The sequence below is a fragment of the Methanobrevibacter sp. genome, assembly GCF_017406825.1.
In the GTDB taxonomy this organism is placed as follows: domain Archaea; phylum Methanobacteriota; class Methanobacteria; order Methanobacteriales; family Methanobacteriaceae; genus Methanocatella.
Genome location: NZ_JAFQXT010000040.1, coordinates 1 through 24164 on the forward strand (window position 1 = coordinate 1; position 24164 = coordinate 24164).

At 36.2% G+C, this 24164-nt stretch carries 26 protein-coding genes; 18 read left to right on the forward strand and 8 right to left on the reverse strand.

The genetic code is table 11. The features are described 5' to 3' along the window. Window positions 1–291: 291 nt before the first annotated feature. On the reverse strand, window positions 292–1548 hold the full coding sequence (gene pyrC, locus IJF99_RS06680; protein ID WP_292793368.1) for a dihydroorotase family protein: 1257 nt from the start codon (window positions 1546–1548) through the stop codon (window positions 292–294). Window positions 1549–1632: 84 nt separating this feature from the next. Between pyrC and IJF99_RS06685 the strand changes: the two genes are divergently transcribed. Beyond that, window positions 1633–2715: a nucleotidyltransferase family protein gene (locus tag IJF99_RS06685; RefSeq protein WP_292793371.1), complete on the forward strand. Its 1083-nt coding sequence runs from the start codon at window positions 1633–1635 to the stop codon at window positions 2713–2715. Here IJF99_RS06685 and IJF99_RS06690 read toward each other — a convergent pair. Next, the gene (locus IJF99_RS06690; RefSeq protein WP_292793374.1) at window positions 2709–3686 is read right to left on the reverse strand and encodes a hypothetical protein; all 978 of its coding nucleotides are present in this window, start codon (window positions 3684–3686) and stop codon (window positions 2709–2711) included. The two genes, IJF99_RS06685 and IJF99_RS06690, sit on opposite strands and share 7 nt — an antisense overlap. A 70-nt stretch (window positions 3687–3756) precedes the next feature. Continuing rightward, complete coding sequence (locus IJF99_RS06695) at window positions 3757–3987, reverse strand: KEOPS complex subunit Pcc1 (RefSeq protein ID WP_292793376.1); 231 nt, start codon at window positions 3985–3987, stop codon at window positions 3757–3759. Window positions 3988–4191: 204 nt separating this feature from the next. Between IJF99_RS06695 and rplJ the strand changes: the two genes are divergently transcribed. The 3 genes from rplJ (at window position 4192) to mfnA (ending at window position 8313) form a co-directional block, all read left to right on the forward strand. Then, the gene (rplJ, locus tag IJF99_RS06700) at window positions 4192–4674 is read left to right on the forward strand and encodes a 50S ribosomal protein L16 (protein ID WP_292793377.1); all 483 of its coding nucleotides are present in this window, start codon (window positions 4192–4194) and stop codon (window positions 4672–4674) included. A gap of 155 nt (window positions 4675–4829) precedes the next feature. Next, the gene (gene ppsA, locus IJF99_RS06705; RefSeq protein WP_292793380.1) at window positions 4830–7100 is read left to right on the forward strand and encodes a phosphoenolpyruvate synthase; all 2271 of its coding nucleotides are present in this window, start codon (window positions 4830–4832) and stop codon (window positions 7098–7100) included. A gap of 55 nt (window positions 7101–7155) precedes the next feature. Next, window positions 7156–8313 carry a tyrosine decarboxylase MfnA gene (gene mfnA, locus IJF99_RS06710; RefSeq protein ID WP_292793383.1) on the forward strand — a complete coding sequence of 386 codons (1158 nt, stop codon included), beginning with the start codon at window positions 7156–7158 and terminating at the stop codon, window positions 8311–8313. Here mfnA and IJF99_RS06715 read toward each other — a convergent pair. The 4 genes from IJF99_RS06715 to IJF99_RS06730 are packed head-to-tail and all read right to left on the reverse strand — an operon-like array spanning window position 8310 to window position 11361. Further along, on the reverse strand, window positions 8310–8681 hold the full coding sequence (locus tag IJF99_RS06715; RefSeq protein WP_292793386.1) for a dihydroneopterin aldolase family protein: 372 nt from the start codon (window positions 8679–8681) through the stop codon (window positions 8310–8312). The two genes, mfnA and IJF99_RS06715, sit on opposite strands and share 4 nt — an antisense overlap. After that, on the reverse strand, window positions 8682–9401 hold the full coding sequence (locus tag IJF99_RS06720) for a sortase (RefSeq protein WP_292793389.1): 720 nt from the start codon (window positions 9399–9401) through the stop codon (window positions 8682–8684). 36 nt (window positions 9402–9437) lie between these two features. Beyond that, window positions 9438–10607 carry a DUF515 domain-containing protein gene (locus tag IJF99_RS06725; RefSeq protein WP_292793392.1) on the reverse strand — a complete coding sequence of 390 codons (1170 nt, stop codon included), beginning with the start codon at window positions 10605–10607 and terminating at the stop codon, window positions 9438–9440. Window positions 10608–10665: 58 nt separating this feature from the next. Beyond that, a complete protein-coding gene (locus tag IJF99_RS06730; RefSeq protein WP_292793395.1) occupies window positions 10666–11361 on the reverse strand; it encodes an archaetidylserine synthase in 696 nt (231 codons plus the stop codon). Window positions 11362–11761: 400 nt separating this feature from the next. On the opposite strand from IJF99_RS06730, the gene IJF99_RS06735 reads away from it, so the two are divergent. The 11 genes from IJF99_RS06735 to atwA all read left to right on the forward strand — a co-directional run bounded on the left by IJF99_RS06735 (window position 11762) and on the right by atwA (window position 21048). Then, the gene (locus IJF99_RS06735) at window positions 11762–12400 is read left to right on the forward strand and encodes a hypothetical protein (RefSeq protein WP_292793398.1); all 639 of its coding nucleotides are present in this window, start codon (window positions 11762–11764) and stop codon (window positions 12398–12400) included. 2 nt (window positions 12401–12402) lie between these two features. Continuing rightward, a complete protein-coding gene (locus tag IJF99_RS06740; protein WP_292793401.1) occupies window positions 12403–13476 on the forward strand; it encodes a rod shape-determining protein in 1074 nt (357 codons plus the stop codon). A gap of 46 nt (window positions 13477–13522) precedes the next feature. Beyond that, window positions 13523–14137, forward strand: a complete 615-nt coding sequence (gene rnhB / locus IJF99_RS06745) for a ribonuclease HII (RefSeq protein ID WP_292793403.1) — start codon at window positions 13523–13525, stop codon at window positions 14135–14137. 99 nt (window positions 14138–14236) lie between these two features. Next, window positions 14237–15076, forward strand: coding sequence for a MotA/TolQ/ExbB proton channel family protein (locus IJF99_RS06750; protein WP_292793405.1), 840 nt, complete (start codon window positions 14237–14239; stop codon window positions 15074–15076). A gap of 9 nt (window positions 15077–15085) precedes the next feature. Beyond that, entirely contained in the window at window positions 15086–15499 is a 414-nt protein-coding gene (locus tag IJF99_RS06755; RefSeq protein ID WP_292793407.1) for a biopolymer transporter ExbD, read from the forward strand. Between the two features lie 16 nt (window positions 15500–15515). Continuing rightward, window positions 15516–16142 (forward strand): IMP cyclohydrolase, encoded by a 627-nt coding sequence (locus IJF99_RS06760; RefSeq protein ID WP_292793545.1) that lies wholly within the window; start codon window positions 15516–15518, stop codon window positions 16140–16142. Between the two features lie 26 nt (window positions 16143–16168). Continuing rightward, window positions 16169–16942 carry a coenzyme F420-0:L-glutamate ligase gene (locus IJF99_RS06765; protein ID WP_292793409.1) on the forward strand — a complete coding sequence of 258 codons (774 nt, stop codon included), beginning with the start codon at window positions 16169–16171 and terminating at the stop codon, window positions 16940–16942. A 5-nt stretch (window positions 16943–16947) separates the two neighbouring features. Then, window positions 16948–17853, forward strand: a complete 906-nt coding sequence (gene cofD, locus IJF99_RS06770) for a 2-phospho-L-lactate transferase (protein WP_292793411.1) — start codon at window positions 16948–16950, stop codon at window positions 17851–17853. Window positions 17854–17874: 21 nt separating this feature from the next. After that, entirely contained in the window at window positions 17875–18636 is a 762-nt protein-coding gene (locus IJF99_RS06775; RefSeq protein WP_292793413.1) for a GTP cyclohydrolase III, read from the forward strand. Between the two features lie 29 nt (window positions 18637–18665). Further along, the gene (locus IJF99_RS06780) at window positions 18666–19376 is read left to right on the forward strand and encodes a tRNA-dihydrouridine synthase (RefSeq protein WP_292793547.1); all 711 of its coding nucleotides are present in this window, start codon (window positions 18666–18668) and stop codon (window positions 19374–19376) included. Window positions 19377–19449: 73 nt separating this feature from the next. Continuing rightward, entirely contained in the window at window positions 19450–21048 is a 1599-nt protein-coding gene (gene atwA, locus IJF99_RS06785; protein WP_292793415.1) for a methyl coenzyme M reductase system, component A2, read from the forward strand. A 3-nt stretch (window positions 21049–21051) separates the two neighbouring features. Here atwA and IJF99_RS06790 read toward each other — a convergent pair whose 3' ends face one another. Further along, window positions 21052–21720, reverse strand: a complete 669-nt coding sequence (locus IJF99_RS06790) for a SprT family zinc-dependent metalloprotease (RefSeq protein WP_292793417.1) — start codon at window positions 21718–21720, stop codon at window positions 21052–21054. Window positions 21721–21864: 144 nt separating this feature from the next. Between IJF99_RS06790 and IJF99_RS06795 the strand changes: the two genes are divergently transcribed. Genes IJF99_RS06795 through hemA form a run of 3 tightly spaced genes read left to right on the forward strand, consistent with a single transcriptional unit; the run spans window position 21865 to window position 24164 of the window. Beyond that, window positions 21865–22347: a methanogenesis marker 9 domain-containing protein gene (locus IJF99_RS06795; protein ID WP_292793419.1), complete on the forward strand. Its 483-nt coding sequence runs from the start codon at window positions 21865–21867 to the stop codon at window positions 22345–22347. Window position 22348: 1 nt separating this feature from the next. Further along, on the forward strand, window positions 22349–22975 hold the full coding sequence (locus tag IJF99_RS06800) for a bifunctional precorrin-2 dehydrogenase/sirohydrochlorin ferrochelatase (protein WP_292793421.1): 627 nt from the start codon (window positions 22349–22351) through the stop codon (window positions 22973–22975). After that, on the forward strand, window positions 22965–24164 hold the full coding sequence (gene hemA / locus IJF99_RS06805) for a glutamyl-tRNA reductase (protein ID WP_292793424.1): 1200 nt from the start codon (window positions 22965–22967) through the stop codon (window positions 24162–24164). The genes IJF99_RS06800 and hemA overlap by 11 nt, the downstream gene beginning before the upstream one ends.

The following is a 24164-nucleotide window of genomic DNA, read 5'->3' on the forward strand; positions in this document are numbered from 1 at the left end:
ACCTGCTTTGTAACAATAATTTGCATCGACTTTCGAAAAATCCATTTGATCAACAACATTTTGAATAAAATAACACGGATGATCTTTTGGAATCAAATCTCTTAAGTCCAAAGGAACTAATAATTGCTGACCAATTTTATCTTCTCTCAAAACCATAAAAAACACAACCAAAAAGTTAATTAACTCTAATAATAGATTGTACTTCCTAATATATAAAATTAAAGGATAATAAAATAAGAAAAAAATTTAAACACAAAAATTATGAGTCAGCCTCTTTTTATAAAAAACTAGTTATATTTTATTCATTACTATTTTTCCATTAACGACTGTCATTACAGGAAGTCCTTTGTATTCCCAGCCGTCGAATGGGGAGTATTCTGCTTTTGTTTTAAACTCTTCAATATTGAATCTGCCTTCTCGTTTCAGGTCGATTATTGTAAAATCGGCGTCATATCCGATTTCTATTTTTCCTTTATTGTCCAATCCGTATACTTCAGCGGCATTCTGGCTGAAAATTTTTGGAATTATTTTTAAGTCGATATTTCCCTTGTTCACTTCAGTTAAAAGCAGGGGGGCTACTGTTTCTAGGTTTGGTATTCCCGGTGATGAGTCCCAGGTTCCTTTTGCCTTATCTTCAAGTGTGTGCGGCGCATGATCGGTTCCGATAATTGATTTTTCATCTAAATCGCCAATTCTCACACTTTTTTCCTTTGGTCTGAGTGGGGGGTTGGTTTTAACGAGTGTTCCATATGTATTGTATGAAGAATTATCGAGCAATAAATGGTGTGGTGTGAATTCCCAACTCACTGGCATACTTTTGCTTGCATTTTTCGCCTGCTTCAATGATTTGCTTGAGCTTAAATGGCAGATATGTAATCGCAAATCATTTTCCCTGGCAAGGTCAATGGCCTGCTTTACAGATTCGTCTTCAGATTGCGCAGGTCTTGCATAAGTATAGTCAATAGCCTCATTTTCTTCTTTTTCCTTCAATTTTGCGGTTTCACTTTCAACGATTGATTTTTTCTCACAGTGTGTGGCAACAAGACCGTTGTAATCAGTGCTCTTCTTTAAAAGGGATAGATCATGGAATATCCTTTCCAGGCTTTCATCGCTTTCCAAATCCATGAACACCTTAAATGAGACAGGATGCAGTTCAACCATTTTTTTCATCTCATCCAAAGTATTGTGCCCTGCCTGAAGTTCAAAATTAACGACGGATTTGGCTTCGGCAATCTGAATCTTTTCTTTCAGGGCTTTGTAGGTATTTGTTTTCGGAACTGTATTGGGCATGTCGATAACTGTTGTAAAACCTCCATTTGCAGCAGCCTGACTGCCTGTTTTGAAATCTTCTTTTTGGGTTAGTCCAGGATCTCTGAAATGGATATGGGGGTCAATAAATCCTGGGAATATGTAGTTATTTTTCATGTCCACAGTATTGTCGGCATTGAGGGGTGTTTTTGAAATATTTCTGATTTTGCCGTCTTCAATTCCGATATGGTATTCTCCGATTTTATCAACTAACCTACAATTCTTTAAAACCAAATCCATGATTATCACCTTAGTCAATTCAATATTTGTATATTCATATTTTTAATGATAACTTTTTTTAATTTCAAAGACAAATTTTTTATTATGTCTCTAGTTCGCGATATTCTTAAAAGGGATATGGAATTATTTTACGATGATTTGGATTGTGAGTGTAAAATTTCCGACTCATCATGTGATGCGATTTTAGTGTCTGATTTCACTGAGTATAATCCTTTACATAACGGTCATTTTCATTGCATGAAAACTGCGAAAGGCATGTTTCCTGAGTCATTATTTGTAGCTATTGTACCGGGCTTATTTGAGAGAAGTGGTAGGGGCATACCATATATACTGCCAAGGGAAGTTAGGGCAGAAATTGCAATTTCTGTTGGCGCCGACATTGTTGTTGAAGGTCCGCCAATGGGGATAATGGGATCAGGCCAGTATTCATTATGTCTCTGTAAGATGTTTCAGGCTTTAAACACGGATTACATTCCTCGAGGTTATAAGCCCGTAGAGGGAATGGATGAAATACTGAAAAGAATCAACAGGGGACATCATGTAGCTTCAAAACCCTATAAGGTTATAGATAAAACAACCAATGAAATACTTCTCAATGGAAAACTTGAAGAAGACAATTATGTCATAACCTCATTTTCAAATTCATTATCCAAAATCGGCTTTGATTATGCAGATAAATTCATTTTTGTTGAAAGGATTGAAGGGGTAAGCGGCACATTAATCCGTGAAAGCATTCAAAAAGATAATTTTGATGAAGTAACTGATATGATGCCTAAAAAAACAATCGAAGTATTGAAAAGGGAAATCAAAAACAATTCAATAATCTACGGCATCCGTGATGAGGAAAGTATTTTGGATACGGCAAATAATTATTCGCTGACGGAGCTGTCCAATCTGAATCTGTTCAATGAGAAATTGGCCAAAAGCATTGCTGAAAACAGACCTTATGATAATCTGGAAAGTCTGGAAAATTCCATCTCATTCGGATTTTCATCTCATTTTCGCCAAAGAGTGTTGAGCATCCTAGAAAATCCGATTCCTAAAAAAATAATCTCCGAATATATTGACAAATATCCGTCAAATATCCGGGTATTGGCTTATAAAAACAAAGACAGTTTGGAAAAATTTAAAGAAAAAGTCAATAATGAAAATGTTTTTCATTATTGAGGGCTTAAAATATTATTAATTACATTCTGAGGGTTTGAAAGCGCGTATATTGCATCCATAAATGTCGGATAAGTAGAATTCAATACAAACACATAAATCAAGTAGTAAAGCACAACTAAGATAACAATAATCAGAATAATTGTTAGAAGGATGTCAACAGCGCTCATAGGTTCTTTTTCTTCCTGATAATTCAATTTATGGATGTTGCGGGAACCTCTTTTGCCGCCGTCTTTTTCAGCCATCAGTTCCGCCCTGATTCTTGCTTCCATCTCTTCTGGAGTTTCCTTTTTAGGCTTTTCTTTCAGAAGTGATTCTTCAGCTTTTGGGGCGTATGGCTTTTTAGTCAATGAACCGAATTCCTGTTCATCTTTAGCCAATTGCTCATTTAAAGGAACATTTTCATCGAAATACAAATCATCTAGATATTTTTCATATTTGTCTTCCAATTCAGCTCTTGCGCTTGTTGTTTGTGGTTCGTAAGAGTGATCAGGATAGATGAATTCTTGTGAACTTTCAGATGGAGTTTCTTTAACTTCAAATTCGTTTTGAGGTTTCTCTTCCATTTGAGGAATATCTTCTTCTTGAATATAGGAGGATTCCATGCCTCCTGCATATTCTATGTTGTCCCTGATTTTGTATGGAGAATCATCTTGAATCTGCTTGATTTCAGGAGCCGGAGCCACTTCTTCTTGCGGTGCATAAGCTTCCTGCTCAACTTGAGGTTGATAAATACTTTCATCAACAGGTTTCTTATCCAGTCTTGGAGGTTCTGGAGTAACAGGTTCTACAACAGGTGCTGCTTGAGGAGCAGATTCTACTTTATCTTGAATTCCAAGACCTACAATTTTTTCTAAACATTCTTTACAGTAAATTTTACCAGCGATTTCTAATCCACATTCTTTGCAGATTGATTTTCCACATATGGCACATGTGTCTGTGCCGTCTCTGTCAGGATGATAATAGCATTCCATAAATTACACACTCATAACGAATTAATATATATTAATTTTAATATATTTTTTTTTAGTTATATAAAACTTTTCATTGTTTAGTTTTTTCAATTATTTTTTCAACAACGATTTCTGAAGCGATTAAATCGTCAACCGTTGCTAAAAATGTACCTAATTTTTCACTACTGACGTTATATTCGATTTCATTGTCATTTAATTTAGACTCTAAAAAATTTTCATTATCGACATCGAGTGATTCAAAAACTAGTTTTGCATTTTTTTCATCAGCATATATGAAAGTGAGATCGCCATTAATCTTCATAATATATAGTATATTATTTATTATCATAAAATATTTTTGTGGTCATAATTTCAAAAATATGGTAACCTTTATTAATAACTTAATTAATATATTTAAGTATTCTATTATATTATGATATAATTTTTATATAGCTATTATTGTAAAATTCACTATTTTTAGCTATCTTTAATTAAAACATTTTATGTTTATTTCGGAGGAATAATTATGGTTCGTGCTTATACAAGAAGAGAATATATTAGAAAAAACCCAAATTCAAGAATTGTACAATATGATATGGGTAACTTAAAAGAAGAATTTCCAGTTTCATTAAGTTTAGCTGTTAAAAAACCGGCTCAAATAAGACACAATTCATTAGAAGCAGCTAGGGTTGCTTCTAACAGATTAATGCAAAGAGCTGCTGGAAGAATGGGATACCACTTAAAATTAAGAGTATACCCTCACCAAATCGTAAGGGAAAACCCAATGGCAACCGGTGCAGGAGCAGATAGGGTACAAAGCGGAATGAGAAACGCTTTCGGTAAACCTATTTCCGTTGAAGCTATCGTCAAAAAAGATCAAAGAATCATCACTATCGATTGTCAGGAAAAGAACTTTGAACAAGCTAAAGTTGCATTGAAAAGAGCAGGCATGAAAATGCCGGTTCCATGCAAAATTGTTGTTGACAAAGGCGCAGAATTAATTAAATAGATTATTATTTAATTAATCTTATTTCTCTTTTTTTTAATTTCTAATTTTTTTCCACAACTTTTTTTTCATTAAATATTTAAACGTTAAAAACATATCTAATTATAATATTGACTTAGTCAATGTAAGATAATTTTCAAACCAAGAGGTTATTATTCATGTATGTTGTAAAATTTGAGGATTTATCCAAATCCGACATCGGAATTGCAGGTGGAAAAGGTGCTAATTTGGGTGAATTAACCCAGGCGGGCATTCCAGTACCACCAGGTTTTGTAGTAACTGCACAAGCTTATGAGTATTTCATGGATGAGGCTGGAATTAATGGAAAAGTAATGAGCATTCTTGAAGAAACTGACATTAATGACACTAAGGCTCTTCAAGCTGCTGCTGAAGAGATCAAAAAAATCATTGTAGAATCTCCTATTCCAGAAGATTTAGTCATGTACATTCGTGAATATTATAATGAACTTTGTCAAAGAGTTGGTGAAGATGACACTGATGTAGCAATCAGATCATCTGCAACTGCAGAAGATTTGCCTGAAGCATCATTTGCAGGCCAACAAGATACTTTCTTGCACGTATCTGGAGATGACGAAGTAATCGAATACATCAGGAAATGCTGGGCTTCACTGTTTGAAGCAAGAGCAATTTTCTATCGTGAAGAAAACAATTTCGAACATTCAAAAGTTTACATTGCAGTAGTTGTACAAAAAATGGCAAATGCTGATAAAGCAGGAGTAATGTTCACTGTTAACCCATCCACTGGAGAAGAAATCGCTTTAATCGAAGGGTCCTGGGGACTTGGAGAATCAGTAGTGTCCGGTGATGTAACTCCTGATAACTATCAAGTTGATAAAAAGAACAATGAAATCGTCAATGTAACAATCAGTGACAAGAAAGTAATGTACACTAACGATGAAAACGGTACTAGTGTAAAAGTTGAGGTTCCAGAAGACAAAAGAAAAGAAAGAGTATTGTCAGATGAAGAGCTCATTGAATTGACTGAAATGGGTAAAACAGTCCAAGCTCATTACGGCGAACCTATGGATACCGAATGGGCGTTTGAAAAAGACATGCTGTTCTTATTGCAGGCAAGACCAATCACCACATTAGGTGATGTTGAAGCAGAAACTGAAGATGCTTCCTCCGATTTAGGAGATGTTCTTGTAAGGGGTCTTGGAGCAAGTCCTGGAATGGCTGCAGGTACTGTTAAAATTGTTTTAGACATTGACGAATTGGATAAAATTAAAGATGGAGACATTATGGTTACAACAATGACCACACCGGATATGGTGCCGGCCATGAGAAGAGCAAGCGGTATCGTAACCGATGAAGGTGGAGTAACCTGTCACGCTTCAATCATTTCCCGTGAACTTGGAATTCCTTGCGTTGTAGGAACAGGTGACGCTACAACCACATTAAAAGAAAATTCCGGAGTTACCCTGGACGGTAAAAAAGGATTAGTGTTTGATGGAATTACACAAACCAAAGAGGAAGCACCTGTCGCAGCAGGAACCGTTGAAGCGGCTCCAATTATTACCGTAACTGAAGTAAAAGCTAATGTAAGTATGCCTGAAGCAGCAGAAAAAGCAGCAGCAACAGGCGCTGATGGTGTTGGACTTTTAAGAACAGAACATTTAATGTTGACATCAGGTATCCACCCAGGCAAGTTCATTGCTGACGGAAGGGAAGATGAATTGATAGATACAATTGCGGACAACGTCCAGATTGTAGCGGACGCATTCTACCCACGGCCTGTATGGTACAGAACATTGGATGCACCTACCGATGAATTCATTACATTGGAAGGTGGAGAAAACGAACCTAGGGAACACAACCCAATGCTTGGTTGGAGAGGAATCAGAAGAGAACTCGATCAACCTGAAATCCTTAAATGTGAATTCAAAGCCATTAAAAAATTGCACGAAAAAGGATACACAAACATTGGAATCATGATTCCTTTATCACAAAGTCCGGAAGAACTTGTAAAAGCAAAAGCACTTTGTTCCGAAGTCGGTTTCGAACCTCACAAGGATGTTGACTTCGGTATGATGGTTGAAATTCCGGCAGCGGCAATAATGATTGATGAGTACATTAAAGTTGGAATAGACTTTGTAAGTTTAGGAACCAACGATTTAACTCAATACACACTTGCAGTTGACAGAAACAACGAGTTTGTAGCAAAACACTACTCTGAAGAGCACCCTGCAGTAATGAAACTGATTGAAAGAACAATTAGAAAATGTGCTGAAGCGGGTGTCAAATGCAGTATCTGTGGTCAAGCAGGCAGTGTACCGCACATTGTTGAAAAACTTGTTGAATTCGGTATTTCAAGTGTTTCATCAAACACCGATGCTATTGCTGATGTGAGAAAGACTGTTGCTCGTGCTGAGCAAAAAATTATTCTTGACGCTGCCCGTAAACGTTAAGAATAATCTTTTTATTTCTTTTTTTTATTTTTATTTAATTATAATAGGTTACTTTATGGAAGATAAGCCAATCGATAAACAGGTCATATTAAAAGAGTTAGAAGAACTTCATAAATTGGACTATGAGTATGCGGATGGCAGAATATTAGGTTCAATGTGTACAGAGGCACATCCATTTGCAAAAGAGGTCTATTGCAAATTCTTAGACACTAATCTAGGTGACCCTGGCCTTTTCAAAGGCACAAAACAAATAGAAAATGAAGTTATAAAATCCATTGGAAGATTTTTATCACTTGATAATGCTTATGGGAATATTGTAACCGGCGGAACCGAAGCGAATCTTATGGCAATAAGGGCCGCAAGAAATCATGCAAGAAAATATAAAGGAATAACCGATGGGGAAATTATTATTCCTGAATCTGCTCATTTTTCATTCAAGAAAGCTGCAGACATGTTGAACCTGAAAATCGTTGAAGCGCAATTGGATGAGAATTTCAAGATTGATGCGGAATCGGTCAGAAACTCAATCACCGAAAAAACTGTAGCTATCGTAGCAATAGCCGGAACTACCGAATTGGGTCTAATCGATCCGATTGAGGAGATTTCCAAAATCGCTTTGGAACATAACATTTATTTCCATGTTGATGCTGCCTTCGGAGGTTTTTCAATTCCATTTTTAAAAGAAATTGGATACGATTTGCCTGTTTTTGATTTTTCACTTGAAGGAGTTTGTTCAATAACCGTTGATCCTCATAAGATGGGACTGGCCCCGATTCCTGCAGGAGGCATAATCTTCAGATGTGAGGAGTATCTGGAAGTCATGGCGGTTGATTCTCCGTATCTGACTGTAAAGACACAGTCCACAATTGTAGGAACTCGTCTTGGAGCATCATCTGCTGCAACATATGCTATAATGAAATACTTTGGAAAAGAAGGGTATTCAAAAATTGCCAATGATTTAATGGAAAATACAAAATTCCTTGCCCGAGGCTTAAAGGAATTAGGTTATGAAATAGTTTGCGAACCTGAATTGAATATTGTCGCTTTCAACCATCCTGAAATGCAGACAAATGACCTGGCTGAAAAATTAGAGGGTTTGGGATGGAAGATTTCTGTTGCCAAATGTCCGGTAGCAATTAGGGTGGTCTTAATGAACCATGTTAAAAGAAATCATTTGGAAGAGTTATTGAAAGATTTAAAAGACATATTCTAATCTTCAATATCTTCAACATACATTAATGGGTAGTTCAACTCTTCAATGAATTCGATTCTGATTATTGCCGCAACATCATCTACTTTTGTATGTATCTTGACATCAAGCATATCTCCTGTAAGGGATGTGTAGTCAAATTCAGTCATTGATTCTTCAAGTTTTTCAAAGCTGATTTCAACTTCAACTTTTTCAATTGCAGGTTGCAAGTTTAAAGATTCTTCCATTGCTCTTTCTAAGCTTTCTTTAGTGTCTTTATTGACGGGGGTTCCAACAAACTGATGGAACAAGGCACCCATGCTAATGGCGCCTTCAAATATCGCCCTTTCCCTTGGAGTTATATTTGAAAAGTATTCCTTATCAACATCCATTCACAGTCCTCCATTCAAAAATATTATCTTATCGTAAATAATCTCAGATGGCATCGGATTGATGTAGCAATAGAATAAAATCGCTGAGATAATCAGTATTGTTGCCAAAATATATATTCTGTTGTCTTTCGGATAAAAGAAACTGAATACCAATCCTATCGCTAAAAATATTGCTGAAATTATAATTGCATTTGATTCTTGCGGATTATTCTTGAGAATCTGGGTGTTTATCGGACCTTTTTCGATCAATTCTCCCTGAATGATTAATCTGTTTTCCGTAGATCCGATCGGGTCGCATGTGATTAGATAAGTCTCATTTTCATCATTGGCATTGATTTGGTAATCTGCAGGTACAATTGCAGTGTTGACAACGCTATAATTAAGTTCCCCTACTCCCGGCCATTCAAGAAGGAATGTGTCGCCTATGCCTAGTTCATTCAACCTTAAGAAGGGAGATCCCTGAAGTGTCCTGTGCCCGTATAACAAGACGGGACTTTCAGTAGGAATATTCTCCGCAGGGTCACTTAAAACGCCCTGATTTAAGGTTTCATTATTAATTTTCTCTTCTACTCCGATTGAGGGAATTATTATTTTTGGGGCATCAATATTTCTTTCCACAATTATTTTTGATGAATAATAATTCACTTCCCCCATGGCGTATAATCCGATAATCAATAAACAAATTATCACGATAATTGTTGAGATAGTAGGTTTATCCATAGTATCAGTTTTGTTATATCTCATATAATACTTTTCTCAATACCGGTATGTCGAGCTTAATTGCGAAACCATCCAGTCCGGCGCTTCGGAAGTGGGGATGGTCAAGACAATGCTTTCCATATTATCCAGGACATAATTAACCTTATCTTGCGGAATTTCAATCAGTAGCATATATTGCGCATCCAAATCCCCTAGATTGATTTCTCTTTCGTAATTGGATAATTTCACACCGTAATCCTTCAGCATTTGATATGTTTCTTTTTCATCATATCCTTTGACAATCGCACCTTTAATCATTTCGAGCACATTTGATGAAAAACCCCTTGTGTTCTCTTTAGGATACGTGTTATTTCCTTTTACGGTCATTTTAGTTTTTGAGTATTGCGAATCAATCTCCCCGTTTTCCTCATATCTCATTATTGATAAAACGGTGCATCCGCTTATTTTGGGGTTGGTGCTGTTTGTGGCGTTGTCATCGGTTGAATTTGAATTTGTGTATATGTCAACGATACTTCCCACTCTTACAAGTCCGGCACCTGCCTGAAGCCTTGAAACCAGAATTGGAACAGACACTGTGTTCGGTTCTTCGAATTTTATTTGGGATAGGATTGTCGCATCATTTTCGTTGACAATCTCCATGGCTTCTGAAACGGGAAGGATTGTGTTTTCACTTTCATTTTCATAAACCGCCATTGTCCTATTGTATTTGTCCATATTCAGATTTATGGACTTTTTGTGAAAGCTTCTCCAATCGCTTGTTGCTTCAATCAGTATATTTATTGCCGATACTTCCTCGGGGGTTTTGGCTTCGTTGATTCTGTTTTCCAGAATCATTGCATTTGGAGATGTGGTCAGTGCTCCTGTGTACAGGTCATGAAGTTCATTCAGTTTTGTTGTTTTTGCAAGCGATAATTTTTCCTGTGCAGGCTCATATATTATAAAATAATACATGGAAATGATCAATGTGGCTATAATTATTGTGGTTATAATCACTCCGATTTTTCTTTTCTTCTCATTATCACTTATATCTACGGATTTGGGTGATAGATAAACTCCCAATTTATGATTTAATTTTTTAAGTGGTGTTAATTCGTCTTCTTCTTTTTTATTTGGTTTTGGAAATTCTTCTTGAATCTGATTTTTCAGCTCTTTTGTTTGCTCAAAACCTCTGGGATACAATGGATCTCTTGGTTTTTTATTATTCATTTTAAATACTCCTTTTAATTCTTAGATGGTTAATTTAATTAATAGGAGTAAAATGGTGTTATCTTTTAATTAAATTAATTATTAGGTAATATAAACAAAATAGGAGCAATAATAATCCTGCCGGATTGATGTTGAATATGCTGATGTTAATTGGGAGGATAATTATCAGGATTAAAATGCAGGATATGCCTATTATTATGTGATTGTCAAATTTAGGATACCTGAAATTGCTGATCATTAATAATGAAACAACAACGCTCAATATTAAAGCGATAATCGGATTGAACAGTCCGCTCAGATATAATGTCGCTATAATGAATGATATTCCAGGAATCGGAAAACCGATGAAGTCATCAGTGTCAATCTTTCCCGCGATTACATTATATCTTGTAAGCCTTAAAACTCCACAGATAACGATCAATAAACTAACAAGCATCACTGTTATTTCAAAAATGCCTGGGGTGGTGTTAATGCAGGTATAAATAAATATAGCAGGTGCAGCTCCGAATGAAATTATATCTGATAGTGAATCGATATTTTTTCCGAAGCCCAAATCATCATGCCTATCTGTTTTTCGTGCTACCCAACCATCTACTGAGTCAAACATGATTGCAATAATCATAAGGATTGCAGACAGTCCAAAATTATGATTTATTGAACAGATTATTGATAGGAATCCGGAACTCATATTCAACAGGGATATGATGTCTGATATTGCAATGAAACTTTTTATGTCAGTATCTGTAATACTCATATTTTAACTCCAGTAATAGTTTTATTTTCCTTTCTTATTAAATTATGCTTTAATTTTACCTCAATTTAACTTATACACTCATATAATTTAATAGAAATGTTATTTTTTTAAATACAACCTAATACTTAATATTATCAATATATGTTAAAGTATTTTTGTTTTAAGTGATTAATTTTGTTTTGTTTAATTATTACGAATTTTTTTTTAAAAATAAAGAATTAAAGATAAAATATATATAATAATATTTTTAATAAATATTAATTGTTAGACTTTAAAAAATAGCTATAAATTCCATTTTTTAAGTATTAAATGGCGTAATTATTTTACTAAATTTGGTATTTTTAAATTGTTTTTATCGTTATTTGAAAAGAAGTAATATTAATGAATTGCGAGTAGTTAAATGATTGAAGATAATATACGTATTCTCAGGCAAGCTGCAAAATACACCACATCCGAGAATTATCAAATTCAAAAGGATTGGTGTGTGATTGCGGGAAATGTTGATTTAATTGATGATATGGCTTATAAAGCCATCGCTTCAAATCATAAAATCAACATATTGTTCAGGGAACATGTAATTCTTAAGGATGGCAGTTTCGACAAGAAATTTGATTTCATCATGCTTCATGGAAACTCATTGATCTTCAATGATTTTAAAAACGAAACTCAAAAACGCGGTGGAGCATTCATTCAGATTTCAAAAACTTATCTGAATGAAGAACCTAATATGATGGTATTTGTGGGTCCCGATAATGTAATCAGGAACACAGTGTCCGTTATTGATAAATCCAATATATCGATTTCAATCATTAAAGAGTCTCAAACCACTAATTTCATTGATATAGATCTTAGCAGTGATGTTAGGTTGCCAAACTTCATTAAGTCTGCTCTTAAACCATTCTACAATGCGAATGAAATTGTTCTGTCAACAATTTTAATTTCCATTGAAAGAGATGGTGATGTTGGAAAAGTTCAAAGCATAGCTACATCTAATAAAATTTTCGTTATCGATTTCAGAGACATTGTAACGGAGGATTAATCATGAATATTTTTGGAAATGAAGAGGAAATACCACAAACTGAAGACACTAAAGTTATCAGTAACAGTTTAGGAATTGATTTAGGAACTTTAAATACTGTAATTGCAAAACCATCAGGGGATAAATTTGATTTATACCAAATTCCTTCTGTTGTTGCAGTTAAAAAAGATGATCCGACTGAAGTTTTAGCGGTTGGTGAAGAAGCTAAAAGAATGCTTGGAAGAACTCCTGAAGATATTCTTGCAGTCAGACCTTTGAAAAAAGGAGTCATTGAAAATGTTGCACAGGCACAGGCATTACTCATTAAAGCGATGCAAATCGGTATTAATGAAGGCGAAACTGTAGGAAGAATTGTCATAGGTATTCCTGGAGATGCATCCGAAGTTGAAAAAAATGCTGCAGAAGAAATCGGAAGAAAAGCCGGAGCACAAAACATTTTAGTAATCAGTGAAGGATTGGCCGCAGCCATTGGTGCAGGTTTGCCTATAGCAGAACCGAACGGCACTATGGTTATAGATATTGGTGCAGGTTCAACCGACATTGTAATCATTTCTCTTGGCGGCATCAATGATATTGAAACTGTTAGATGTGGTGGAGACGATATAGATGCTAAAATTGTTGAACTTGTAGCAGAAAGATACGATGTAGCGATAGGTATTCATGATGCGGAAGCTGCAAAAATTGAAGTTGGAATGATTCACTGTTCCGAACAAATTGAAAATTTAAGTGTTGAAGTAATCGGTAAATCCTTAGAGACTAACAGACCTAAAAAGGTCGTAATCGATTCAATGCTCGTTGCAGATGCGGTAGAACCATACATGCAAAAGATTGTTGACGGATTAAATGTGATTTTAGAAAGATTGTCCCCTGAATTAATGATGGGCGTTTACAACAATTCTGTTGCAGTCGGAGGAAGTTCAAGACTTCGCGGATTAAAAGAAAGAGTCTTTGATGAAATTTCCATACCAATAGAAATTTCTGAAGATCCAATGACAGTTGTAGCGAAAGGTACTGCCATTGTTGCCGCTGAACCTTTAGCATTAGAACCTGAAGTCCGTCTTAGGGCTATGAAATAAATTTATTTTATTTCTCTTCTTTTTTTTATTATTTTTTTTGATTTTTATGGATATTTTAGGCATTGATGAGGCAGGCAGAGGATCTGTTTTGGGACCTCTGGTTATTGCAGGCGTAATTATTCCTGAAAAGATGGAAAAAGTTCTTGAAAGAATGGGCGTCAAGGATTCAAAGAAATTAAATCCAAATCGCCGAACTATCCTGTCCCGTAAATTGAAGAAAATGTTTGAATATGACATCATCGTTATAACTGCTCGTGAAATTGACGAGATGAGGGCGGATGGCATTAATCTTAATGAGATAGAAAAGAATGCGATGGAAGAATTAATTTTAAGGTTAAATCCTGAAAAGGCCATTGTTGATGCTGTTGATGTGAAGGCCGAAAGATTTCAGGAAAATCTTAGAAAAGACACAGGATTTGATGTTATAGCCGAACACAAAGCGGATGATAATTATATTCAAGTTGGTGCCGCTTCCATTATCGCAAAGGCTGAAAGGGATGCCCAGATTGCGGATATCAATAAGGAATTCATTAAATCCGGAGGGATTGGTTCCGGTTATCCGTCAGACCCGACAACAAAAAAATTCCTAAGCAATTACACATATGATGAAATGCCCGATTTTGTTAGGAGGTCATGGAATACGGTGGCTAAAATGAAATAATTCCAAAAATCGCCTATTTTTCAATAAATATTTAAGTATATGTATTAATAAAATATTCTTATAAATGATTTTTTGATAATTATATGATAAGGGATAACTATGATTACTGAGTATATTATGCCTTTTATTGATGGAATAATGGATATCTTTACTCAGGGAGGAATTATCACGTACATAATCCTCTTTGTAGGTATTTACGGTTTGATTATTTCATTAAGAAAAATTGCATATCTTAAAAAGATTAGTAAAGTCGATACCACTGAAATATTCGGTGTAGTAACAGCATCAATGGAGAGAGGAGGTGCTGTCGAAGCTTTAAAACAGATTAACGGTTTTAAAAATCCTATTTCTAAAATTGTTTCCGAAACTTTGAAAATCGGTTATAAAAATAAGACAGAAGTTGAGGAAAGTATGGAACAGATTTTCATTGTTGAAGTTGCTAAAATGACCAAAGGATTAAATACCCTCAAGACTTTAACTGAACTTGCTCCATTTTTGGGTTTGATCGGTACTGTTATAGGTATCTGGATGACTTTCAAATCATTGGGTGTTCATCCTGATTCCGCTGCAATGGCGGAAGGTATCTATGTGGCTTTGACAACTACTATCATGGGTCTTTTAGTGGCTATTGTGTTATTGCCTATGCATACTTATATCCAAACTCTCATTGAGGCGGAAATGGATAAGATTGAACTTGCTACAAAAATGACCAATTGGGGATTCGCAGTTGTAAAAGTCAGAGTCGATTCCAATGTCGAATGTGCTCTTGAAGCTTTACAAGAGGCAGATGGTGTCGTTAACACCAGGCTGATTTCGGATCCTTATGCAAACATTAAGGTTTCGTTCAAGCCAAGTATGCTGGATAAAAGTATCGCAAATATTATTTTAGAGAAATGTAATGTTAATGCTGAGATTACTGAAAGTAAACTAAGACAATAAGGTGATTGCATGGCGATTGATGTAAAAAAACATAAGAAAAAGTTTTTAGATCAAAAACCAAGTATCAATTTAGTTCCTTTCATTGATATTTTATTCACAATAATGATTTTCTTAGTGGTTACAAGTAATTTTTCAGCTACTGATTTTCAAGCGGACGCTGCAGACGATGTTGAAGATGGCGGCGGAAAGCCTAATGTCACTGATGTTTCTGGGGACCAGGAATATTATGTGGTGCCGGTGGCCAATTTGCATAAGGTTACCGTCAATGGCCAGGACAGGTCGGATGCGATTTCGGGAAGTTCTGTAGCTGTACATGCAAATGTTATTGATAACGGTCAAGTTATTATTAAACCGGGTGAAATCATCATTGAAACCCCATCAGGAGTTTCAGTAAATGATGCCGTAATACGTCCGGAACTTTAAAAATTGAGGAATGAAAATGTATACAGGAAGAATTCTATCAGCAGGTATGAATAGTGAAGGTAAACCTTTTGTGGCATACAGGGTATCAAGCAGGTCATTTCCTAATAGAAAATGCATGAATCATGACGATCATGCGGCTGTTGTTCCAATAGAAGGTTTTGAAAAGGACATTTATAAGAACGCTTATATCTCTTACAATTCTATTAAAATTGTGGATGATAAAATAGTTGTTTCAAACGGTTCTCAAACCGATGTCATAGCGGATAAAATCGCTGTGGGAATGAATATCAGGGATGCAATGGCATATTCATTACTTACCATGGATTATGAAAAAGACGATTATAACACTCCAAGAATTGCCGCAGCTGTCACATCCACAGACAATGAGGATGAATATGAGTGTTATATAGGCATTGTAAACGATAATAAAATTTTAGTCGAACAGGTTCCATATGGTGAAGCAGCATTCATTTCAACATATGGCAGCCAGGTGCCCGACAAAGTCGATTTTGAAGCTAAAACTTCCGAGGAAGCTGCAAAATACATTTTTGACGAGGGCGTTTTTGCAAATTATGAAAAACCGGTCACATCATGTGCCGCCGTTTTTGATGGAAAATGGACTACTGCAGTCTATAATCCATAATTTTTTCTTTTTTTTAAAACTATCAGATGATTATTATGAGTATTGAATTATTTGGATTAGAGAATATTCCTATTGTTGACGGCAATAGCGACATTTCTCGAATTATAAAGGAAGCTGTTGAAAAACAGGGTTGCGGTTTAAATCATGGAGACATTGTTTTAATTGCCGAAACCTTAATTTCAAAAGCTGAAGAAAATTTCATCATTTTAGATGATTTGAATCCTTCCGATTTGGCTGTTGAACTTGCAGAAAAAGCCGACAAGGACCCGAAACTGGTTGAAGCTATTCTGAATGAATCTAATGAAGTTGTCCGCGTAGGCCCTAAATTCATCATAACTGAAACAAAACAGGGATTTGTCTGTGCCAATGCGGGTATCGATGAGTCAAATGTCGGGGACGGTCTGGCCACTCCAATGCCAAAGGATGCGGATAAATCCGCATGCAAGATTCGCGAATTTTTAGAAAATGAATTCGATGAAGAAATTGCAGTAATAATCACTGACACCCAGGGAAGGGCATTCAGATTCGGAGCTATCGGGACTGCAATAGGCTGTTCCGGAATTTCACCTATCTGGAAACGTGTCGGTGAAAAAGATTTATACGGCAGGGAACTGGAAACAACTGAAATTGCAACCTGCGATGAATTGTCCGCAGCGGCATCCCTTATTATGGGACAGGCTGATGAAGGACTCCCAGTTGTTATTATCCGAGGATTCGAAAGCTTTGATATTTTGAGAAACACTGATTCAAATATTAAACCTGTTTTAATGCCAAAAGAAGCGGACGTATTTAGGAAGTAGATCTCATGATTACTGTATTATCTGGAGGAACAGGCACTCCAAAACTACTTCAAGGCCTTAAGGAAATTGTGGATCCCGGAGATTTGACAATTATCGTAAACACTTTGGAAAACAATTATTTTTCCGGCGTTTATGTCTCAGCAGACATTGACACTGTTTTATATACGATGTCAGATATGATAAATGACGAATTCTGGTATGGAGTTAAGGATGACACATTCATCACTCATGAAAGGCTTGAGGAGTTGGGCTGCGGCGAATTGCTGAGAATAGGGGATATCGACCGCGCTACAAAAATACAAAAGACCCAGCTGATGCAAAAGCATGGCCTTAAAAAAGCATGCGAAATTCAGGCAAGAAATATGGGAATCGAATCCAGAATCCTGCCGATGAGTGAAGAGCAGTCCGACATCAAGATAGTCACTGACATCGGCGAGTTGGAATTCCATGATTTCTTAATCAAATACCAGTCCGAACCGGAAGTTCTGGATTTAAAGTTTTCCGAAGTCAGTCCGGCTGAAGGAATCATTGATGCGATTAGAAACTCCGATGCAGTAATTATAGGACCGTCAAATCCGATAACTTCAATTTCACCAATAATATCTCTTGAAGGCGTTCGTGAAGCATTAAAGGATGCTCATGTTATTGCCGTTTCACCTATCATAGGTTCTGATGCAGTTTCAGGTCCGGCAAGCAAATTCATGGAAGCTTTAGGCGTTGAAGTTTCTTCAGCAGGTGTTGCAAAATTATATCAGGATTTTTTAGACAACATTGTCATTGACAATAAAGATTCCAATCTGAAATCACAATTAAATCAAATAGTTAATAAGGTAACAGTTACAAATACAATAATGAATAGTTTAGATGCTAAGAAAAATTTAGCACAAATTATTATAGATAGTATTCCTTAGTAAGAAAGAGGCGATTAGTAAATGATACAAATGACTTTAATACAAATTGACAATTATGGTCCTTGGACTGTAACTCCAAAGCCAAGAACTGAATCTGATTTACAGATGTTGCAGGCGAACTTATTTGCAGACTTGAACAATCATTTCGGAAACAAAAAAGGATTAGTTTTCTTTACAAGATTCGACAACCTGCTTGCAGTTTCAAACGGTTTAAATGAAGAGGATCATTTAAGAATTCAAAGGTCAATTAGAAACAGATACCCAATCACTGTAAGTATGGGTGTTGGCGCTGCTGAAACTCCTCATGAAGCTCAAAAATTGGCAACAATTGCTCTTCAAAAGGCAGGAAGCGCTCAATCAGGGGAAAGAAAAGAAATTTTGGCTGTTGACAGTTTGGTAAGTGAAGAGGACAGTTTTGTTCAGGCAGCCCACATTGACATTAACAGCGTCACAGAAACCTTAACAGACATTGAATCAGCTTTTGACACTAGTTTCATGGTTAACAAGGCTCAACATTACCTGATGACAAAATTGATTAAAAAAGGTGCATTGCTGTTCTTCATCGGTGGGGATAACTTCATGTCTCCGTGCAACGGTTTATCCGAACAGGAAATTGAGGACATTATGGTTGAAATCGATGAAGAGATAGGTATCAAACTTAAAGCAGGTATCGGCAGAGGTAAAAACGCTGAAGATGCAGCTTACATGGCCGATATTGGCCTTGAAGAAATCAGGGCACACAATAATGAAATGTGGACTTGGGTTGTTGAAAAAGAATACTGAGGAATATGATGATTAGGGTAGTTGCTCCAATGGCCGGAATAACTAACGCCGAATTCCTGAACAAGGTTATTCCATACGGTTTTGATGTAGCTACCTTGGGCGGATACAGTCTAGACGCCCCTACAATCGATGCAAGTAGGAAAATTATTGAAAGGGGAAGAGGGGAATTTGATTTTCCTCTAAATGAAATTTTTTCACATATTGAAAATGAAGTTGATTCTATAAAGAAAGTTCACAAAGGTGTTAAAGTCTCGGCCAATGTGCGCGCAACAACTACACGGCCAATCATTGATGTGGGAAATATTAGGGATTTGGACATTGTTGAAATTAATTGTCATTGTCGCCAAAAGGAAATAATGGATATTGGCTGTGGTCAGGAAATGTTGAATCGTCAGGATTTAGGCGATTTCATATCAGAAGTTGCAGATAATGTGGACAGTGAAGTTTCGGTTAAAATAAGAGCCAACGTTGAAGGGACCGACACTTTAGAATTGGCCGGTTTAATTGAGGATGCAGGTGCGGATTATCTTCACATTGACGCCATGAGGAAGGGCGTTTTTGAAGCGGACTGGAAACTTTTATCTGAAATCTGCAATAATGTAAATATTAAGGTTATCGGAAATAATTCTGTTAACAGTCAAGCAAATCTCCAAAAAATGATTGATACCGGTGTTGATGGATTTTCAATCGCTCGTTCACTTATTTCAGGAAAACTTGATTTTGATATTGCTGGTTTTTAATTTTTTTAAAACAATTGTTATTAGAAAGTATTATTAATAGATTAAAATAAAAATTATTTCAATAGGTGATTACATGGATTTTATAACTCTTAAGAATATTACCAAAACCTTTGATGATGTTGATGTTCTTAAAGATATTAATTTAAAGATTAACGAAGGTGAAACTTTAGGTATATTGGGACGTAGTGGAAGCGGTAAATCCGTTTTAATCAACATGCTTAGAGGGACTAAAGAATACAAACCGGATTCAGGAAATATCATAATGAATCTCGCTGTCTGTCCGGACTGTTTGGCTGTAGAATCCCCGTCTCATGTCGGTGAAACATGCCATTGTGGCGGAACATATGAAGCTAAAGAAGTTGATTTCTTCAATGCTGAAAGGAAATTATTTGCAAGTATCAAAAGAAGGATTTCCATCATGCTGCAACGTAACTTCGCTTTATATGATGAAGAGACTGTTATTGAAAATGTAATGAGGGCAATGCCTGAAGATGTCGAATATGAAGAAGGATTATATTCAGCATTAGAATTATTGGAAATGGTTCAGATGAACCACAGGATCACTCACGTCGCTCGTGATTTAAGTGGTGGGGAAAAACAGAGAGTTGTACTTGCAAGGCAGCTTGCTAAAAACCCAATGATGTTTTTAGCAGACGAACCGACCGGTACATTGGATCCTCAAACAGCAGTGAAACTCCACAATACATTAAAAGAAGGTGTCAAAGATGAAGGCATCACTATGTTAATCACTTCTCACTGGCCTGAAGTTATGACTGAACTTGCAGATAATGTAATATGGTTAGAAAATGGTCAAATAAAGGAAGAAGGAGAACCCCATGTAGTTGTAGACCATTTCATGGAAACAGTTCCTGTTCCTAAAAAACCTGAAGTCCCTGAGTTCGGCGAACCTGAAGTTGTACTCGAAGATGTTAAAAAACATTACTACTCTATTGAAAGAGGAGTAGTTAAAGCTGTTGATGGAATTAGTTTAACAATCAATAAAGAGGAAATTTTCGGATTGGTAGGTTTAAGCGGTTCCGGTAAAACTACCACAACCAGAATGTTGATGGGATTGACCGAACCAAGTAGCGGAGACATTAAAATCAAACTTGGTGACGAATGGATTGACATGACAAAAGTAGGCCCTCTTAACCGTGGCCGTATCATGCCTTATATTGGTTTATTGCACCAGGAATATTCATTATATCCTCACAGAACAATCTTGGGTAACCTGACTGATGCAATCAGTTTAGATTTGCCTGCCGAATTCGGTAAGATTCAAGCTATTCATGCTTTGGTTACTGTAGGATTCGATGAAAAGGACGCTACATTGATTCTAGACAAATATCCTGATCAGTTAAGTGTAGGAGAAAAGCATAGGATTGCTCTGGCACAGGTTTTAATCAAAGAGCCTAAGCTCATAGTTTTGGATGAGCCAACAGGTACAATGGACCCTATTACTCGTGTTAACGTTACCGATTCAATTCTAAAAGCACGTGCCGAATTGGAACAGACATTCATAATCGTTTCCCACGATATGGATTTCGTATTGGATGTATGTGACAGGGCCGCTTTGATGAGAGGAGGAAAACTCCTTGATGTCGGCACTCCTGAAGAAATAGTTGATCAGTTAACTCCTGATGAGAAAGAAGATATGCTTAAAGACAGATAGTCTTTAATCATTCAATCTTTTTTTTATTTTTTTCCAATCCGGGCAGAATTCGTCCATTAACTTTTTGAAATTTTTTCCGTGATTAAATTCTATCAGATGGCACAATTCATGTATCATCACATATTCCAAACATTCTTTGTCTTTTTTTGCAAGATTCAAATTTAGAGTAATCCTGCCGTCCCTTTTGCAGTTTCCCCAGTTTTTCATTTTACGGACATTGACGCTTGCAGGTGTTCTTCCAACTATTTTTGTGCATTTATCCAAGACAGGTGGGATGGCCATCTTCAGTTCTTGGCGGTAAAATTCATCCAGTATGCTTTTTCTCTTTTCAATCGTACTTCTTTTAGGTACAGGCAGATAAAGCATATCATCTTTAACAAATGCTTTTTTGATTTTCAAATTGGAAATTAATTGCAATGCATATTCATCGCCCCATAGGGGGTGTTTTTCACCGTTTGCATATTTTAAGGGGGATTTTATATCATTTTCCAAAATATATTTTTGCTTTTTTAAAATCCAATCTTTCTTTGATTTGATGAAGCTTATAATGTCTTCATCAGGAACAAACAATGGTGCGGACACCTTAACTTCCCCATTTGGGGGCAAAATGCGAATATACATGTTTTTGATATTCTTTTTTTCAACAGTGACGGTAATGTTTTCTATCTTCATTTCATTAAAAAATAAGATTGACAAAATATTTAAATTTTTTTTATATGCTAATCCATAAAAAAGATTATATATTCTATCTTTAAATAAATTATATTAATATTTTAAATTAATTCAGAGAAATGAAAATTAATTTGGAGGATTGTTATGACTTGGGAAGATGCACCATCTCATATTTGTAGAGGAGGAGATGTAAGAGGACTCGCTTTTTGCTGTCCGCCAATTAAACCATGCCCAGTTTTAAATGCATTACAGGAAGTCAATTTAACTCCACAGGAGTTTGTTGACATCAAGATTCAATTCGGTAAAGAAACTAGATTAGGTGAAGGGGCAGGGACCTGTTTCGGATCACTTGTTTGGTGTTGCAAACCGTCAAAGCCTTGCCCTTTAAGAGACATGACTTTAAGGAATATGGGAATGAGTCATGACGAGTATTTGGATTTAAAAAAGCAGTTATCTGAAAGATTGGTGGGAGTTCAAAAACCTACTCCCGATAAGAGGGCTGAAGCATTGGCCGAAACATTCAATGTGTCCAAGATTGAAGCCATGAATGTTTTGACTGACTGTAACAATGATTTGAGAGCTGCAGTAAAAGTATTGCATGCAAAATCTCTTGAAAATTCTGATTAAAATGGATTGGACATCTATTTATCTAAAAACTTCAAATCTGAATGTTTTTATTTTAGGCACTGGCGAAGTAGCAACAAGGCGTGCAAACAGATTCTTAGACCATGGAGCTAATGTTAAATTGGCTGGAGGCAATTTGGATATGGGACTGTCTGATAAAGGTGCCGAATTATGTTCCGTTGATGATGTTGACAAGTTAGTTGAATGGGCTGACCTGGTCGTTGTTGCAAGCGGTGATGAAGATTTGTCAGAGCATGTTTCTGAAATTTCAGGAGACAAATTGATAAATAGGGCCGATTATCCGGATAAAGGTAATGTTATTGTTCCTACAAGTTTCAGCATAGGTGATGTGGAGATATCTATTTTTACTAACGGAAAAAGCCCGTTGATGGCTCGCCAGTTAAGGAAAAAGATTCAATCAATAATAACTGATGAGGACATTATCGAAATAGAGCTTCAGGATTATACAAGATTAAGATTAAAGGATGTCATTGAAGACCAGAAGGAAAGGCGGGAATATCTTTATCAAATTTTTGAGAATGAAAAAATCAACGATTTAGTTAAAAATAATCAGATTGATGATGCTAAAATTTACATTGACAATTTAATAAGGGGATTAAATGATACTTAATTTAAGAGTTGACCATAAGATAGCAGATATCCAGTCAATGGAAAACATTTCCAAGGATATGGATGAATTGTTTAGGCAATTGCAGGAAAAATATTCCATTGGGGAATATGTTGAAATTTCCACCTGCAATAGAAAGGAGTACTACATCAACAATGATTTCATAAATGAGGATGATGAATTGCTGTCTCATGAAAACCAGAGTATCATAATAGAATACGGCCAGTCTGCGGTTATGCATTTGCTGAGAATGACTTCAGGTTTGGAATCCATGATTGTTGGAGAAGACCAGATCCTGGGCCAGGTTAAGGATGCAAAACACAAGGCTGTCAAAAACCATCATTGCGGAAAGTCCCTTGACGCAGTCTTTACAAAGGCGATTCACGTGGGTCAGGTTGTCAGAAACAAGACCAATATCAACAAGGGTGCGGTATCAATAGGTTCTGCTGCAATAGATTTGGCCGAAAAGCACATCGGAAAGTTGGATGACAAGTCCGTGCTGGTTATTGGTGCGGGCAAAATGGGCAAACTGGTTGCAAAGGCATTGGCTGAAAAGGACCTGCATGCAATCTTCGTCGCTAACCGTACTTTTTATGTAGCAGTTGAACTTGCTAAGGATTTGGGTGGTGAAGCGATACTTTTCAATGATTTGGAGAAATATCTTGCCACAGCAGATCTGGTAATCAGCGCCACAAGCGCTCCCCATCCGATTATCACTAAAGAACGCCTTTTGGGCATCGATATGGATTATGAGAACTTGATGATTGTTGACATTGCAAATCCAAGAGACATTTCTGATGATGTTCGCGAACTTGGGGTCAAATCATTCAACATTGATGATTTGCGTGAGATTGCAGATGAGAATACTCAACTTAGAATTAAGGAATTCGGTGAAGCCGAAAACATCATCAATGACGAGTTCATTTTACTTAAAGAATCGTTCAAAATAATGGAAGTTGATGAGATGCTTGGTAATTTAAGAGCATCTATGGAAGAGATAAGACAACGTGAAACTCAAAAAGCATCCGTGAAGTTGGCAGATGTAGATGGTAGTGTCAAAATTCTCGATAATTTAACTAATTCTATAGTGAATAAGATATTTTACGATATCTCAAAAAATGTTAAAAAAGCTGCAAAAGAAGAGAATAAAGATGTTATCGATGCGGCCGAGTATATATTTGATTTCAATTAA